Origin of the sequence: Paenibacillus sp. MER 99-2 (assembly GCF_023714095.1) — a bacterium.
Lineage (GTDB): Bacteria > Bacillota > Bacilli > Paenibacillales > Paenibacillaceae > Paenibacillus.
The window spans coordinates 236,128-253,524 of the sequence record NZ_JAMAUZ010000006.1 but is presented as its reverse complement, the minus strand read 5'-3'; the positions used below and the strand labels follow the sequence as shown (position 1 = coordinate 253,524).

At 45.1% G+C, this 17,397-nt stretch carries 14 protein-coding genes; 4 read left to right on the top strand and 10 right to left on the bottom strand.

The annotated features are described in order from the left end of the window. Positions 1-158 precede the first annotated feature (158 nt). The 6 genes from M3636_RS22540 to M3636_RS22515 all read right to left on the bottom strand — a co-directional run bounded on the left by M3636_RS22540 (position 159) and on the right by M3636_RS22515 (position 7,314). Positions 159-911, bottom strand: coding sequence for an iron ABC transporter ATP-binding protein (locus tag M3636_RS22540; protein ID WP_251384095.1), 753 nt, complete (start codon positions 909-911; stop codon positions 159-161). Then, entirely contained in the window at positions 908-1,972 is a 1,065-nt protein-coding gene (locus M3636_RS22535; protein ID WP_145409695.1) for an iron chelate uptake ABC transporter family permease subunit, read from the bottom strand. Before M3636_RS22535 ends, M3636_RS22540 begins: the two co-directional genes overlap by 4 nt. Then, positions 1,969-2,979, bottom strand: a complete 1,011-nt coding sequence (locus M3636_RS22530) for an ABC transporter permease (protein WP_251384118.1) — start codon at positions 2,977-2,979, stop codon at positions 1,969-1,971. The genes M3636_RS22535 and M3636_RS22530 overlap by 4 nt, the downstream gene beginning before the upstream one ends. A 33-nt stretch (positions 2,980-3,012) precedes the next feature. After that, positions 3,013-4,062: a siderophore ABC transporter substrate-binding protein gene (locus M3636_RS22525; RefSeq protein ID WP_251384094.1), complete on the bottom strand. Its 1,050-nt coding sequence runs from the start codon at positions 4,060-4,062 to the stop codon at positions 3,013-3,015. Between the two features lie 343 nt (positions 4,063-4,405). Next, complete coding sequence (gene dhaK, locus M3636_RS22520; RefSeq protein WP_251384093.1) at positions 4,406-6,175, bottom strand: dihydroxyacetone kinase subunit DhaK; 1,770 nt, start codon at positions 6,173-6,175, stop codon at positions 4,406-4,408. Further along, positions 6,175-7,314 carry a glycerol dehydrogenase gene (locus M3636_RS22515; RefSeq protein WP_056695150.1) on the bottom strand — a complete coding sequence of 380 codons (1,140 nt, stop codon included), beginning with the start codon at positions 7,312-7,314 and terminating at the stop codon, positions 6,175-6,177. The genes dhaK and M3636_RS22515 overlap by 1 nt, the downstream gene beginning before the upstream one ends. 359 nt (positions 7,315-7,673) lie before the next feature. Here M3636_RS22515 and M3636_RS22510 point away from each other — a divergent pair, with 359 nt between their 5' ends. Continuing rightward, positions 7,674-8,705: a PocR ligand-binding domain-containing protein gene (locus M3636_RS22510; RefSeq protein ID WP_145409691.1), complete on the top strand. Its 1,032-nt coding sequence runs from the start codon at positions 7,674-7,676 to the stop codon at positions 8,703-8,705. Between the two features lie 101 nt (positions 8,706-8,806). Here the strand turns inward: M3636_RS22510 and M3636_RS22505 are convergent, their stop codons facing one another. The 3 genes from M3636_RS22505 to M3636_RS22495 all read right to left on the bottom strand — a co-directional run bounded on the left by M3636_RS22505 (position 8,807) and on the right by M3636_RS22495 (position 11,355). Next, positions 8,807-9,280 (bottom strand): SMI1/KNR4 family protein, encoded by a 474-nt coding sequence (locus M3636_RS22505; RefSeq protein ID WP_251384092.1) that lies wholly within the window; start codon positions 9,278-9,280, stop codon positions 8,807-8,809. A 78-nt stretch (positions 9,281-9,358) separates the two neighbouring features. Continuing rightward, positions 9,359-10,456, bottom strand: a complete 1,098-nt coding sequence (locus tag M3636_RS22500) for a threonine aldolase family protein (RefSeq protein ID WP_251384091.1) — start codon at positions 10,454-10,456, stop codon at positions 9,359-9,361. After that, complete coding sequence (locus M3636_RS22495; RefSeq protein WP_251384090.1) at positions 10,441-11,355, bottom strand: LysR family transcriptional regulator; 915 nt, start codon at positions 11,353-11,355, stop codon at positions 10,441-10,443. The genes M3636_RS22500 and M3636_RS22495 overlap by 16 nt, the downstream gene beginning before the upstream one ends. 138 nt (positions 11,356-11,493) lie before the next feature. On the opposite strand from M3636_RS22495, the gene M3636_RS22490 reads away from it, so the two are divergent. From M3636_RS22490 to M3636_RS22480, 3 genes are all read left to right on the top strand, one after another. Further along, positions 11,494-12,483, top strand: a complete 990-nt coding sequence (locus tag M3636_RS22490) for a quinone oxidoreductase family protein (RefSeq protein WP_251384089.1) — start codon at positions 11,494-11,496, stop codon at positions 12,481-12,483. Between the two features lie 67 nt (positions 12,484-12,550). Then, the gene (locus M3636_RS22485; protein WP_251384088.1) at positions 12,551-12,781 is read left to right on the top strand and encodes a hypothetical protein; all 231 of its coding nucleotides are present in this window, start codon (positions 12,551-12,553) and stop codon (positions 12,779-12,781) included. A 22-nt stretch (positions 12,782-12,803) separates the two neighbouring features. Then, positions 12,804-13,193, top strand: coding sequence for a hypothetical protein (locus tag M3636_RS22480; protein WP_128100411.1), 390 nt, complete (start codon positions 12,804-12,806; stop codon positions 13,191-13,193). A gap of 116 nt (positions 13,194-13,309) precedes the next feature. On the opposite strand, the gene M3636_RS22475 is transcribed toward M3636_RS22480, so the two are convergent. Then, positions 13,310-17,395 (bottom strand): S-layer homology domain-containing protein, encoded by a 4,086-nt coding sequence (locus M3636_RS22475; RefSeq protein ID WP_251384087.1) that lies wholly within the window; start codon positions 17,393-17,395, stop codon positions 13,310-13,312. Positions 17,396-17,397: the final 2 nt, after the last annotated feature.

Below are 17,397 nucleotides of genomic sequence, written 5' to 3'. Positions count from 1 at the left end.
TCCCTTCTCGTTCAAAGTGGGTTATCTGTTCTCCAGATTACACTATTTGGCATAAGCAAGCCAAGTTTCGCCCTCTTTATACAAAAAAAGTAGAGTGAAGTGATCACTCTACTTTCTAAGAACCCTTTTAACCTATAACTCTTAAATACATCCTGCACTTAATAAATTGCTATCGGTCCATATGGGCCCTCGATAATTTCGATTTTTGTCTCAAAAATATCGGTTAAAATCTCAGGATTCATAACCTCATCTACTGTTCCAAACGCAGCAATCTGCCCATGCTTCATTGCACAGATTCGATCCGAATATTTGGCGGCAAAATTAATATCATGCATAACCGTTAGAATGGTTCGTCCAAATTCATTAGCTGCATATCTCAGATGCTCCATCATTCGAACAGAGCGAGCCACGTCCAGATTGTTCAACGGCTCGTCCAAGAGCACGTATTCTGTCTCCTGACACAAAACCATAGCTACATATGCTCTCTGTCGTTGACCACCGGAAAGCTCGTCTAAATATCTATTTTCCAGATCAGTTAAGTCTAGAAAATCAATATATTTAGAGATAATCGCTTCATCTTCATCCGTTAATCTTCCCTTGGAATGAGGAAAACGTCCAAATCCAGCAAGCTGTCTAACCGTGAGTCTTGTGACAAAATGATTTTCCTGCCGTAGCACTGTTACAATTTTGGCTAAGTCTTTGGACTTGGATTTGGAAACATCCATATTGGCAATCTTAATCTGGCCTTCGTCCAAATTCAGAAGCCTACCAATCATCAGAAGCGTTGTAGACTTCCCTGCTCCGTTAGGCCCAATTAATGAAGTAAGACCGGCTTTGGGGATACTAATATTCAAAGGACCAATTTCTACCTCGGCTGCATAGGACTTTTTGACATTATCGATCTGTATCATAACGAACCCTTCCTTAAAATAACAATTAAGAATGTTAGTCCACCAATCAATTCAATAAGAATGGAGACAACACCTTGCGCATGGAAAATATGATTCATAATAAAGTACGCACTCGTTAAGATTACAAATCCTATAGCAAGAGCCATCGGGAACACGTACCTGTGATCATAGGTTTGCGCTGCTTGATAACTCAACGTAGCAACCAAAAATCCATAGAATGTAAGTGGGCCAACCAGAGCGGTTGAAACGGCCATCAAAATCGAAATGAGAACAAGCGTATAAATGACACTTACTTGATGTTTGGAGCCAAGAACCGTTGAGACATCTTTACCCAGCGACAATACATTAAGCCGCTTGGCATTCGCAAGCAAAAGAATGGCTACAACGATAACAATGGGTATGGCAATCGGGAAATAGGCAGCATCTGCATTATTGACGGAGGCAAACATTCTTGCTTGCAAAATATCAAATTCAGACGGTGACAGAAGTCTTCTCATAAAAGAAGATACAGACCGTAATCCCGTTCCAATAATAATCCCGACCAAAAGCAGGAGTTGTAAATTGCCGTACTTGCCAGAGAGCAACCATCCATAGAGGATTAAACACATCAAGACCATAGCAGCAATCTGATATAAAAAGGAATCTACACCACTAAAATTCACAAACGCCGCAGCACCAAGGAAAAAGATCGTGCTTGTATGAATGGTCGAGTAAATGGCTTCAAAACCTAAGAGTGACGGAGTGATAATTCGGTTATTCGTAATCGACTGAAAAGCAACCGTTGCTAAGCTTTGACAAATTACAGCCATAAGCATGGCAACAAGGGCTACCACCCTTCTTGTAACAACAGGTATGAATGATGGGGAGGTTACCGGAACCGGATTGTTATACACCAGTAGTCCGAACGATGATAAAAGACCCACAACAATCAATGTTATCAGCAAAATCCAATAACGCTTTTCTTCCTTCTTGGTACGAAAGGCTCTAGCTGATCTTTTTCGGGGAGGTCGGCTAGAGTCGATGTCGACATTTAGTGGATTACTACTTGTTAATTCGCTCATCTTAGCCTCCTTTTTGACCTCCTTTGTCTTAGCAGAATAGCGATAAATACAACGGCTCCCACCGTTCCAAGGATCATAGAAACAGGTATTTCAAACGGCATAATAATGATGCGAGACAGGATATCACATACAATGATGGTAGCCATCCCTAACACACACACCCATGGCAGATTACTCCTAAGGTCATCCCCTCTAAACATGGAAACGATATTGGGAACAATTAACCCTAGGAAAGGTAAGTTTCCAATAACAGCCGCAACAACGCCAACAGCTAGAGAAATGAGACCTGTGCCAATAAGAATAATTCTGTTGTAGTTTACGCCGAGACTGGTAGCGACATCTTCCCCGAGTCCAGCCAGAGTCAACCGATCTGCAAATATAAAAATAAGTACAGTAACCAAAATAATGATCCACAGATACTCATAACGACCAATCTGAACAGGCGAAAAAGAGCCTACAAACCAGCTCTCGATATTTTGCGTTACTTGAAAGACAAGTCCGATAAACGTTGAAAATGCCGAAATGACTGCTCCAAGCATCATCCCGATAATAGGCACAACTAAAGACGAACGGAGTTTAACTTTTCTCAGAAAAACAAAAAAAATCATCGTTCCCACAAAAGAAAAAATGATTGCACCTGTCATTCTGAGCACTAGCGTTGGAGCAGGAAAGACCAGATAAACAAATAAAAGTCCGAGACCTGACCATTCCATCGTTCCTGTAGTGGTAGGTTCTACTAAACGGTTCTGTGTAATCAGCTGCATCACCAATCCTGCCATGGCCATTGCGGCTCCCGTAAGCATCAATGCAATAGTTCTAGGGACACGAGTGATGAAGAACATCTCCATGCCATCCGCTTGTCCTCTGATGTCATATACGCCAGTAAACAGCGATAGGATCGCTAGAAGAGCCGTCACTGTAATGGCGATGATAAAAGGAATCGTCCAGAGCTTCTTACGGTTATGACGCTGGGGTTGAGAATTCTCAACCCCAGCTAGTTTTGGTATGAAATTTTTCAGCACTGCGTCATACTCCTTTGACTACTTCGCTAAAGTTTCTGATAGGTTATTGAAAATTTTAATGAAAGTTTCGATGGATTCATTGGTATACGTGTCGTTCGGAGCGTACATAATCTGTCCTTTAGTGATCGCCGTTGTGTTTTTGAGAGCAGGTGCATTATCAATAACATTCTGGGCAGGAACAGAAGCTTCATCGGAAGAAATAGCTGCATCACGATCCAGTACGAAAATCCAATCCGGGTTGCTTTGAGCAATAGCTTCAACGGAAATATCATCACCTTGGTGATCAGCAGAAGACTTGTCAACTTCTAGCGCTGGTACCCAATTAAAGATTTCATACAATGGTCCCCATACACGACCGGAGTGAGGAGCTGAGAAACCGATATCGCCAGCAGAAACAATCACACTCATCACTGTATCTGTGCCGTTATAAGCCGCTTTTGCTGCTTCAATAGATTTATCGAATTCAGCATTCAGTTGGCTAGCTTCTTCTTCTTTATCGAAAATTTTACCTAAGCTCGTTGTTGTATCTTTAAATCCGTTAACCAAGTTTTCCCCAGGTGTTCCGGCTTCTTCAGAAACATCAAATGTAAGGTCAACTACTGCCGCATTAGGCACTAATTTTTTGATATCTTCATAGAATCCCGAAAATCTCTGACCAACAATAACAAGGTCAGGCTGGATCGATGCCAACAACTCCAGATTTGGTTCGCGATGATTACCGATATTCTGTACAGCTTCATCAGCTACATATGGTGAATTCGCAGGCATAACATCCTTCGGAACAGCCGCTAATTTAACATCCCAGTTTGCCAATGTCTCAAACGTTCTGTTATCTAGAGCAACTACATTCGTAGGGTTTACAGGAACCGTTACCGTTCCATGTGCATCTGTAATTTCAACTGTCGAAGGCGTAGCAGGAGTAGCTGCACTCGTAGAAGTACTCGTGTCTGTTGCATTCGTGCTTGTTGCATTTGAATTCGCAGCTTCATTACTGGAACATGCCGCGAGCACCAACGCCAAAGCTGTCACCATCATAAACATGAATTTTCTAGAAATAGATTTTCTCATTTGTATCCCCCTAGGTTAGATATGTATGACCCATAAGCAGAGTCTTTTCGATGAAATCATTATCATGTTAAAACCAACAAATGATAGTGATTATCAATATCAATAGAACCCATTATACCAACTTAGCGAGCATTTTCAACAGCACAACACCTGTATTTTATGGCGAAATTATGAATACAAATTTATAATCTTCTTTTTAATTTTTATGATGTGTACCCGTTAATTTCTTAAAAGAACGGTACTTCAATACCACAAGGGAGTATCACGATTGTGATACTCCCTTGTGGTTAAACGCTTCAGAAACTCATATTATTTTTTTATTCATCTTACTTTTTGAACATTTTTATTTCATTGAATCCGACAATTCGGTGAAAATAACACCCAATGCATACGCGCCAGCATCAGGATATCCTAGACTACGATCACCAACCGTACCTGCACGCCCCATGCGAGCCACGATGTCTTCCGTTTTCTTCGCACCTTCCACCGCTGCTGCTGCACCTTTGGCAAATGCCGTTTTGAAGTCGTCTCCTGACTCAGCACTTTGTGTCCAAGAATCAGCACAAGGTACAAGTGCATCAATCAAGGTTTTGTCACCGACAACTGCACCACGTCCGAAGGAACGCTCACCAGTGGACTGAATGCCTTGAACCGCAGCTTGCATCATCTCAGCAAATTCAGCAACACTCAATTGCTGCTTCTCGCCTACAGCTTTGCCAGCTGCACGGAATGCTGAACCCCAGATCGGGCCGGATGCCCCGCCGCAATATTCCATAATAACCAGTGAACATGCATCAAGGAATGAACCGATATCTTTTTTCTCTTCGTTAATGATGTGGTTCCATTCACGTTTCAACTGACGGAAGCCTTTGGCCACGCTCATCCCGAAGTCGCCATCGCCCGCATGAGAATCAAGCTCACAGAACGGTACTTCATTCTTGATGATGATCTCACCCATTTTATCGATCAGGTAGACGACATTATCGAGCGAGAACTGATTATCGTTAATGACCGCAGACGTTGCAGGCGTCTCTACCTCGAAGGATACCGGAGCATCCTCACTAACAACTGCTTCAAGTGCTTCAGAATAGGCTACTTGGGCAACCGGCGCACCGGAGACCTTGAATGCAGGCGTATCGCTTTCTTGGAACAACAATGTTTTCAGTTCATCATCCAGCTTCAGGATGGTTACTGAAGCACCTGCCATATCGATACTTGTCATGTAGTTGCCTACAAATGTTGTAGCAACCTTCAGACCTGTTTGTCCTGCAAGTTCACGTTGAACGGAGTTGTTCAGCAGGTACAATTCTTGTAGCGGTGTAGCGCCGAATCCGTTCACAAGCACAGCAATCTCCGCAGAAGCGTCATTGTCCAGCTTCATATCTGCCAGCAATGCTTCAACCATACGTCCTGCGAGTTCATCCGCAGACACAATTTTCTCCCGACGAATCCCTGGTTCACCGTGGATTCCCACGCCGAACTCCATTTCATCTTCCGCGATTTCGAACGTCGGAGTGCCTTTCGCTGGTACAGTACAGGATGTGAAGCCAAACCCGATACTACGTACGTTTTGTGCTGCTTTCTCAGCAACCTGTTTCACTTCTTCCAGAGTGCGGCCTTCTTCTGCCGCTGCTCCGGCAATTTTGTGAACCAGTACGGTTCCAGCAACACCACGGCGTCCTACCGTGTACAGGCTATCCTGTACAGCGATATCATCCTCAACGCGCACATATTGTACGTTGATGCCATCTTCCTCTGCCAGATGAGCCGCATTCTTGAAGTTCATCATATCGCCACTGTAGTTTTTGATAATCAACAGTGTACCTTTGTTGCTAGCTGTAGCTTTGATCGCCTGGTATACCTGAATCTGTGAAGGAGATGCGAATACATCTCCGCACACAGCGGCATCCAGCATACCTTTACCAACATACCCTGCGTGAGCCGGTTCATGTCCGCTTCCCCCGCCACTAATCAGGCTAACTTTATCCGCATTGATCTCTCTGCGTTTGATGACTTTGTATTTCTTCAGGAATTCAAGCTCCGGGTGCGCAAGCGCAATCCCGTTGCACATTTCCATTACAACATTCTCAGCCTGGTTAATAATTTTTTTCATTATTTTGCCTCCTGGCGAGCTTTGTACTCCCGTCCGATTCGGTCAGCTGCTGCGATGGCAGCTGCCACTTCAGGAACTGTGATTGGGAATGGCATTGCATGAATGGATTCTTCCGGAATACAAGCAATCTCTGCTACTTGGATCAGTTCTTCTTGCGTAATCGTTTCTACACCGATGTCCGCCAGGCTTACAGGCAGTCCAACGGCAAGGCAGAAGTCCATCACTTCATGCAGCTCTTCGGTTGGTGCATTCTCAAGCACGAGCTGGGCAATTGTACCGAAGGATACTTTTTCCCCATGGAAATAGTGGTGTGTACCTTCAAGCACAGTCAGACCGTTGTGGATCGCATGTGCTGCAGCCAGACCACCGCTCTCGAATCCAAGACCAGACAACAGAATGTTTGTCTCTACGATGTTCTCTAGCGCTTGAGTTACCACATTGCTGTCACTAGCTACTTTAGCTTTTGCACCGTCCGTAAGAAGCATCTCATAACATAGCTTCGCTAGAGCAAGTGCTGCATTGGTACCTACAGCAGAAGGTGTATATCCTTCACGTGATCCCATTGGCAGACTTGCGTTCACACGGGAGTAGGATTTAGCTGTTGCTCTTGCTTCAAAATACGTCGAAAGTGCATCTCCCATACCGGATACGAGGAAACGGGTTGGTGCATTGGCAATAACTGTTGTATCTACAAGCACAACACTTGGGCTTTGTTTGAAGTATGCATAATCATCGAATGCGCCTTCTGGTGTGTACAATACAGCAGAGTGACTTGTTGGTGCGTCTGTTGCCGCAATCGTTGGGCAGATGATCAAGGCTTCGCCTTCAGCTACACATTTGGCCGCATCAATCGCTTTACCACCACCAAGACCGATCGTAGAGTCGCATCCTTTTTCCTTTGCGATCTCTTGCAGACGAGCAACTTCCTCACGGGAACATTCGCCTTTAAAACCGCTTTCAACAAAGGTAATATTGAATTTCTCAGCTGTTGCATCCAGCTTTGCTTTTACACGTTGTACATCATCTGGGTGAGCGATCAAGAGCGCGGAGTCACCGAACGATTTTACAAAATACCCTAGGTTGAGCAGTTCATCTTCACCTTGTACATATTTCGTTGGGCTAATAAATGCTTTTCTCATATCTAAAAAACCTCCTATAGAATAGTTAATGAATAAATCCATTCAACATATTAAATTTTAAATGACTCACAATTAATATAAATATATATCAGTAATGTGAGGTTTACAGTGGATTTTGATAACAAATTATTATAATTTGCAATCGTAATTTTTTGCTTTTTACTACAATCATGGTATCTTATTGTCATGGGCTTTTTATACATTACCCATAGGCATTACATTTTAATATGTACAATTCGCTAACTTTTAGAGGTTGTTCAATAAGTGCATTTTTGATTCACAGCTTATAACCAATTCAAACAAGAACATAACCTAGGACGACATACCGTCTTGATCCAGCCTGCTATGGAGGTTTCACCATGATTAAGGAATACTTGCATATTAATAAAATTCTTGACCTCACCAAATGGAAGCGGCTACAGGACTCACTTGCCACCGTGACGAAACTAGCCATCTTAACCGTGGACTATAAAGGGATTCCCGTGACCAGTCACAGCAGTTGTCAGGCGTTCTGCCAAAGTGTACGCAAAGATCCCGAGCTGCTTCCCTATTGCCAAAAATGTGACTCACGCGGCGGTCTGGAAGCTGTGCGACTGAATGAACCTTATGTGTATCTATGTCATTTCAACATTGTAGATATTGCGATTCCCATCACGATAGACGGTAAGTATATCGGGGCTGTCATGGCAGGACAAGTTAAGCTGGCTGACCCGGAAAAGGGCACCGATCTGGAACAGATCGTGACCTCCAAGAATGTACCGTTGCACGCCGAGAAGCTGAATGAGTTACAGGAAGAGTACGACCAGTTGCCGGTCATGACGTATGAAGAGGTTGTAAAAATTTCAAATATGCTGTCTCTGCTCTGCAACTATATTGTAGAGGAAGCGTTGAACAAAAATCTGCTCGTGGAAATGTTCGAGAAGGCTTCTGGCAATCAGCAATCACTGAACCTCGCGACCATCCTGCCAGGGTATTCCATCCGTAATATCGAATCCATCAAGAAAGAAATGACCAATGCAATTGCGGATGCTTATCTGAAAACGAGTCCTAATGAAGCCGAATCTGCCAATCCGGTGTTACAGCCTGCCTTTGAATACATTCATAGTCACAAAAGCGAGCAGGTCTCGTTGAAGCATATGGCTGAGCTCTGTCACCTGAGTCCAAGTTATTTCAGTCGCTTATTCGCCAAGGAAACGGGTGAAAACTTCACAACTTATCTCGCTAAACTCAAGATTAAATGGGCCAAGCAATTACTTGAGGTGACCGACATGCCTGTCTCTCAGATTAGTGACGAACTGGGATTCAACGAATCAGGTTATTTTATCAAAATCTTCAAGAAGTTCGAGGAAATTACCCCTGCCCTTTATCGTAAATACATTCAGAAGCAATAAGCCCCAGATCCGAATGAATTCCAAACAGGAAAGAGGTGATGCTCCATCACCTCTACATTAGTCCGCACTTCGCCGGAATCCATCACTTCTCTCCCGCTCACCTATGATTTCATCTGTTCCTCAACCCATATTGCTGATTCCGCCAGCATCGTCATTAATTCATTAAAATCAACAGCAATGTTCTCAAGGGGAAGCTCGTACGCATCATGAACCAGCATCAACACTCTGCCAGAGGTTCGATCCAGTATAGCGATACTCCCCTCACCAAACCCGCCAATTGGAAACGGCTCAAGTTCGGCTGGAAGATCGTATTCAAGCTTGTACTCGCGGTACACATCCAAGAACTCTGGATACGCCCAGTCTAACTCTTTTACCGAATACAAGGCAGGATCACCGAAGTTGCAAGCACCGAATTCGAGCAAAAGCGCGCGATAAGCTGCGGGAATATTCACGTTATGCTTTTGCTCAAAAGCCCGCATGTCCTGCTCTGTATCAGGTTTGCATCCCTTACCCATCGTGGTCTGATAGGCTTGTACCAACAGCTCCCGAATGGAATCCAATTCAGTTGATGCCATACGAACTCCTCCTCGAATGAAAAAGATAATAAGATGAGAAACCATTCCACTCTTTACGGTTTATAACTCATCCTTAGTTTACAACGACTGCTTCTGCATCTCTTCGTTCAACCATGTCAGCGCTGCTCGCAGCTTATCCTGTGGTATGTGCTCATAACGATCACCCATAGAGAGTTCGAAGGCACAACTGTTTCCGCTTGTTTTGTTCAAATATGACGTAATGCCTATCCCGTAATGCTGCGTCATCTGCACAAGCAGAGGTTCTACCTCCGAAGCTGCAAGTGCAATGTGAACATGGAACATATTCGATACCGGAACTTCAGGTAATGTACGTATGCCGTGACATGCGTTGAATAATGCAGCCAGCTCTTTAGCCTGCTCGTAATATAGCTGCATTTTGCCAATTCGTTCATTGTAGTAGTATTGCGAACTTAGAATATATGGATATAGGCCAATTAGATCGCCACCGTGACGCCGTTTCCATACCTTAGACTCCTCCATCACATCCACGTCTCCAGCAAGGATTGCCCCTGCAATCCCACCAAGACCTTTATAAAAGGATACGTATACACTATCAAATAGACTGCATATCTCAGCAGGTGTCTTCTGATAATAAGGTGTAATCTCGAACAGGCGCGCGCCGTCCAGATGCAGCTTGATTCCACGTTCACGACAATACGCTGAGATGGACTCCAGTTCTTCGTAACTTGGCAATTGCCCACCAATCTCCCGCTGCGGCAGCTCCAGTAAGAGACAAGCAATCTCCTGCTCCAATCCTTGTACATCTTCTAATCGAATGAGCCGATCCTGATCTGCCAGTAAAATAGTTTCAATCTGGTGCAGCTCCTTCAGCCCATCTTCTTCATGGATCTCCAGATGAGCCAGCGGGTGATAAGCAACTCGTTTCAGCCCTTGGCGATCACACCAGATCCGTAATGCAATCTGCTGTGCCATCGTTCCACTCGGGAAAAATACAGCCGCTTCCTTACCTAGCACATCAGCCATCTGCTGTTGAAAATTATTGATGACTGCACCATTGCCATAGTGGTCACTCGTCAGCTCTCCATCCACATGCATGAACGCTTCTTGAAGAACTCTAATCTTCCGGCTTCCGTGACCGCCAATAATATACTCCGCATTCTGAAATGCTTCAGCTAACGTTAGGGATGATTCCATCCATTATTCACTCCTTCTATTGAATAGGTGCCCTTCTCGTCTGTCTTCAACAATGATAACCACGCACGCATAGCCCCCGACAAATGCTCACTATGGGAATAGATGAATCCCACTTCCAGTCTGCAGTAAGGCTCAGGCAATGAGTAGATCTGCACTTCGCCTCTGGATTGCGCTTGAACCACAGTGGAGCGTGGCAGAAGAGATACACCTAGCCCAGCAGAGACGCCATGTATAATATTGTCTAACGTCCCATACTCGGTAACTTGTATGGTTTGCACACCTTGATCCCTGAGTAATGCCTCTGCCTGCTCTCGGTGCGTACAGCCTACTTCGAAGAACAGCATCGGTTGGCTCAACCATTCTTGGAGTCCATATGATTCCTGTGCTCTAGGCTCTGCGATCAGTACCAATTCTTCTTCAAGTACCTTCATATAGTTCAGATCGGGAATATTCTGTGGACCATAGATGAATGCGCCGTGCACCTCATGCCGAATGACCTTTTGCATCAATTCATGGGTTCCACCCGTCGCCAGTGCGAGTTGCACATCCGGATAGCGTGAACGATACGCTGCCAATAGCGGAGTTAACAACTTCGATGCTGCCGTCTCAATCGATCCCAGACGAAGTGAACCTACAGGTTTATCCCCTATTAACACCGATTGCTCCGCTTCATAGATCAGACTGACAATTTTGTCTGCGTACAAAAGCAGATTCTCACCCGCAGGTGTGAGCGACATCCCCCGATTAGACCGTCGAAATAGAGGGGCCTGCAGCTGTTCTTCGAGCTGTCTGATCCGTGTTGTCACATTGGACTGCACATAATTCAGTGCTATTGCAGCTTTGCTGATACTGCCTTCGCGGGCAACCGCCTGAAATATTTTCAAATCTCCTGCATCCATGCCCTAATCACCTGCTTATTATCTATCATCGTTTTTGATATTCACCTTCATTTTTGTTCATTTTACGTGAATCTCTCCCATCTGTACAATGAGGCTCAATACGCAACGTTATACCACACACAAGGAGGAAAAAGAGAGATGAAAGCTATGATGCATGCTGAGCATACCGGACGTCAAGGTCTTCAATTCACATCAACAACAGCCCAAGCACCAGGGGAGGGCGAGGTACAGATCCAATTGAGATCCGCTGGAATTAACCACCGTGATCTGTTTATTATGGCAGCACGTACCGGTCAGGATGAGCCGCTCATTCTTGGATCGGATGGGGCAGGAATCATTGTCGAGATCGGAACAGGTGTGCACGATATATCTGTAGGCGACGAAGTTGTAATCCATCCAACCCTTCATTGGGAGCACACTGTTGATGTGCCCACTGTCCCGGATATTGTAGGTGGCCCTACCCATGGAACTCTCGCACAATATATTACGCTACCTGCTAGAAATGCCTTGCCCAAACCCTCTCATCTATTATGGGAGGAAGCAGGTGTGTTATCCCTTTCAGCCTTGACCGCGTACCGCGCCTTATTTACTCGTGGTGTGCTTCAGCCGGGCGAACATATTCTTATTCCGGGGATCGGCGGAGGTGTAGCAACCTATGCCCTGCTCATGGCTATTGCCGCAGGTGCCAAGGTAACGGTTACTTCAAGGAGCGAGGCTAAGAGAAAACAGGCTCTACACTTGGGTGCCTCCCAAGCACTCGATAGTCATGACGATTGGCATCTCTATAGCGATCTTGAACCGGTTGACATGATTTTGGATAGCATCGGACAAGCGATGTTCCCAAAATATTTTGATATAATTAGACCAGGTGGACGCATCGTCATGTACGGAGCAAGCTCAGGAGATGATCTGACGGTGCCAATCCGTTCGATCTTTTTCCCACAAGTGAGCCTGATCGGAACCTCTATGGGTAGCCGTGAAGAATTTGCGCAGATGCTGCAATGGCTGGAGAAACATGACATTCATCCGGTGATCGATCGGATCTATTCGTTACAGGACACCGCTGAGGCGTTTGAACGTATGGCTAATGGAGAGCAGTTCGGCAATCTCGCCATCCTTGTGGATTGAAGTCTGAGTTGGTGGAGCTTCATTAATGAATGACCATGACAAGAATAAATCTTATGGGGGTGTACATATGACTGAAGTTACTCGTATAGAGCTGATCGAATGGGTTCGTAAGCTGATGAACGCGGAAGGAACAGAGGCAGAGTTAGATGATATGTTAAATGAGCTACAGCAACAGTTGCCTTATGCAGAGATCAGCAATCTTATTTACTGGGATGATCGAGCCCTGTCTCCTGAGCAGATCGTAGAAGAAGCACTCGCTGCCCGTCCTATCCAGCTTCCGCCCCCGTCCCAATCATAAGGATAAGGAGGAGACGCCTACAATGACGGATGTATCCAATAACAGTAACCATGAACGAGACAACCATAATGAACTTGGCGAGCATTCAACCCGCCCAATTCACCTTACCCAAGGGGAGATCAACGCGCTGGAGAAAGCGATTATGTATCTCAAGTTTGAATGCAACGAGACGGATTCGCTCCTTTACGCAGGTAGCCCCTTACTGAACAGCGTATTGGAAAAGGCGCGTGATGCAAGTCAATTCGGAGAGTTTGCGAAGGACTTCCACTCACGTCCTAATGCATATGCGGAGACATTCATGCGTGACAAGTTAGAACGCTCCTATGCAGAAGAATTAGCGCCGCGGGAGCGATCCACAGCACAACAAGCTGAAATTCTTCGCTCATGTATGTTTCCATATCCGGTGAAATAAAGAAATCTCTATACTCGTAGGTTGAGTATAGAGATTTCTTCATGTTTAGGTTAAGAAGACGTTTGATTCAATTCGTTAGAACGACTGGTCACGGGTTCTTGTGGTTGATTACAATCCTACGGATTGTGGTAACCGATGTACTGTATAGTTCCTTTCGGAAACTCGTTCCATTCACCCGTTAACGAGAACTGTTGTGAACCTGTATAGATACCACCTTTACGAACAATGGTTCCGCCAGCAGGCATAAATCTCTCATGTGAATTAGGGTCACCTAATACATCTACAACTCGTCCATCCTTTTTGAGAACCAATGCAACGACATTGTACTCATTCGGATTAACAGGATTATATAAAGGTAGCTCGCTATTATAATAGCCAAAATGGGTATCATCCATAAAATCATAATACGCAAAATTAATATAAATCCCAGGCATATTAGCAGGAATATCATATAAATTTTCTGTCACTATTCTCTTCGTGGAGGCTTGGTTCATCCATTGATGCACTTCCAATTGATACCCTGACGCTTTGAGGGACGGATCGCCACCTCCCGTGTAATGCACTTGCACAACAACTTTCTCGGCGCCTGCATCCACATATTGCGAGAAGAATAGCTCTGGCGTTCCTTGAGCTGTCGAATTCACCTGAACCACTACAGCTCGGCCATCATTACCGATAATCCAGAACAATAGCGGAGATACGGTTAAAGGAATTTGAGAAGAAGGAATAATATCTGGCCCTGTAAAGGTCGAATATGCCGTGCCGCTGTAAAGTTGGAAACTCGATTGACCAGGAAACCAATTGGATGCTGCAAAGGTCAGCGGATCTCTTACACCGGACTTGGTTCTAACCTGTATGACACCACTGTTTACCAGAGTAGCGGTACGAACATTAAAGGTGTAGTCCACCTTCCCACCTTTTCCATCATCCGCAGTCACTGTCAAGGGAGCAACCGCGTTCCCTGTTCCTGGTTTCAGCGTCAGCATACTACCATTAATACTAGCATCCACCGCTTCATTCGAACTGTTGCTAATCGTGAATTGTAATGAATCCCCGTCTGGATCACTGAACAACTGCCCCAGATCAAATGTGCGATCATTCGTTACATTCGGTGTTAGAACTTGGTCGTAAATGGTACTTACAACCTCAGGTACCGTGTTAGAGCTAGCGTGTTCCCCTTGTACGACCAGTCCTACGAGTGCTTGTTCACTTCGCCCGCTCTGATCATGCAGCATGAACACTACCTTCGTATTCCCTTCTGCAACAGGGGTGATTTTCACCTGTAAACCGTCAGTAGATACAGTAGCAATATTTTCATTTAGTGTTATAGCATTGACTGACAAGGTACTTGTATCAAAACCCGATAAGTATGGAGCAAGATCCATATCCAGCGTAGTCCAAGGCCATGTTATGGTTTGATCTGGAATCGTAGCAATCGTTCCAGCTTCGACCACCGTTACGTCTATATACGTTACCGTCTCTTGCCCTTGAGGATCACTTGCAACGACCTTAATCTTCGTTGTCCCTGTCTGAATCGCATGTAGAGTCAACTCATTGTCCGCTACGCTCGGTTCCAACATCGATACATCATCGGGATTGTCCAAGGATGCAACGTAGTTCAACTCTTCGCCTTCTGGATCCCAGAAATAGTTCGATAAGTTAATGATCCGATCGCTTTTTCCAAGAACAACGAATTGCTTGGGCGGGCTATCTGTCAGAACTGGAGGCTGATTCGGCATGGACAACACCTCTACCTCAAATGATTCACTCACGATACCGCCGTTGCCATCGTTAACTGTGTATGCAACGGTGTATGTTCCGAGTTGGAGAGCAGATAGAGTCAGTACTCCTGCATCCTCTTCAACGGCAAGACCAGCTGGGTTGGAGGACGATGCGGTATAGGATAAAGGATCACCGTCTGGGTCAGTATAATGCTCATTTAAGTTTGTTCCAGGAATTACATCCCCTAGGTATACATCAACTTTTGCAGGAATTGCACCTACAGGTACACGGTTAACATGTGGCAGAACAACAATTCTCAGCTCCACTTCTGTCACACCTGTACTACCATCATCGGCAACCTGCTGATCATCCACTTTAACTTTAAGTACAGTTTCCCCTACCTTTTTGGGTGTTAATTTCAATATCGTGCCGTTCACTTCTGTACCAACGATGTCCGAGTCCGTGTTGGTTACACTATATAGCAGCTCTGATTCATACTTCTCATCATCCATGAAATAGATGCTAAGATCCACGTTCTTGCTGTCTGATCCCGCGTGAATTTCTTGATCTGGAATAGGTGATGCCAAAGGTGATGCGTTTACGTTAACCTCAAATGTGGATCTTAATCTTTTGCCTCGACCATCATTTGAAGCAATCGTAATTGTAGCCATGCCGTGCTCTAATGGAACAATATTTAATTGAGTTCCTGTAAGCACTACCTTGGCAACGGACGATTTGGATGAGCTAACAGTGTAGGATATCACGTCACCATCCGGGTCGGTCACATATTCGTTCAGGTTTAACGATGCCGCCTGTCCATTGGCCGTCAATTTGCGATTTTTGAATGGCTTGATTAGTTCAGGCGAACGATTCGCCACAACCGGTGGCGCTTCACTGCCACCACCACCGCTGCTACTGCCAGTGCCAGCTCCACTTGCTCCTCCAGAAGAAGATGTCGGTGTTGTACTTGTTGTAGTCGTGCCTGTATTTCCACTTATTGCGGATGAGGCTACTCCCGCAGCCAAAGAAACATCAGACACCTTTACATTACCAGCTACATTAATTTGGGAAGCAGGATTGTTAACTTGAAGCTGTTGGACGGTACCTGCAGCATTCAAGCTTATTGCACCCGTTCCCTCTACTTTAAGTTGCTGGATCGCAACGTTACCATTCAGTTGCAAAGGCTTCGTTGAATCCAGAATAACCGTACCGATAGCTCCTTTCAGCTCTACCTGGCTCGGCCCTTCAACAATCGTTAAGAGTGGAAGCGTTGCGGTTGCTGCAATATCAACTGTACTATTAGATTCCACACTCACCTCTTGAGCGCTGGTATTCCCCGTAAGCGCAACATGCACATCGGTTTTGTTGATACCTACAGTGTTCAGAACGGAGTTATCAAATACAACCGTATTGGGATCACCACCATGAACCAACACGGACTGTTCTACTTTAATATTCTGGGCGTAAAAATCATGCTCCAGCTCAGGGGCAATTCTCAGCTTGCCTTTCACTGTAAGTCCCTGTACAGAAGTGAAATCTGCCTTAATCGTCAAATCTCCATTCAATACGGCTCCGTTACCATTCAATAACAAATTATTACTGAATTCCGGTTTACCTTCGGCCGCTTCTAAGCCACCCGTTCTGATCTCCAATTCATTAATTTCAGTAATGGTTCGATTATGGCTCATGAACTTTATTCCTGCTTGGTTCAATATCGCCTTATTACCTTCATTCAGAAGACCGGCCACTTGCTCAGAGGCTTGATAGGTGACTCCATTGATCTGAATCTGATTTCCATGAATGGACTGAACCACAGATAGGCGTGTTTCTGGAAACATAGCCGACAGCAACATTCCGACAGCTTCGCTTCGAACAAGTCCTTGTTTAACTTTAAGTTCTCCTTGATACTCGCTTAGAAGTTCCGCCTTCTCCGCCGTTTCAATATACGAAGTCGCCCATGAACTTGCCCCTTTCCAATCCGAGGAAAGAGAACCTTTCTGAGCTTCTTGTTTGGCAAAGGAAGTTGCTCTTACCAAAACCGTCACAAGTTCCTGCCCTGTAATCGGTGCATGAGGGCGGTAACTCCCTTGAGCATCCCCCTGTAACAGTCCAGCCTGCTTAACCGCTTGAATGTACGGTGCTGACCAGCTATTAGATGGGACATCGGCAAAAGGAGCTGATGCTTGTTTATTTACCGTTAACCCAAGCGATTGAGCCAATATAACCGCCAATTCTTGGCGAGTAATCCGATCGTTCGCCCGAACATCTCCGTTAGGGTCACCTTTAACGATTCCCATTGATACTGCCCTACTCATTGCATCGTTCAACTTCGTGTTGTTGGAATCTTGCGCAACCGATGATACGCCAGACGCAGACATAGCCTGCGCCCCTGACTTATCATATTGTGCAGATACGGGTACAGCATTGGAAAGTAGTAATGCGATTAAGGTGAGCTGTACAGTTCTGCTTATTTTGGACATAG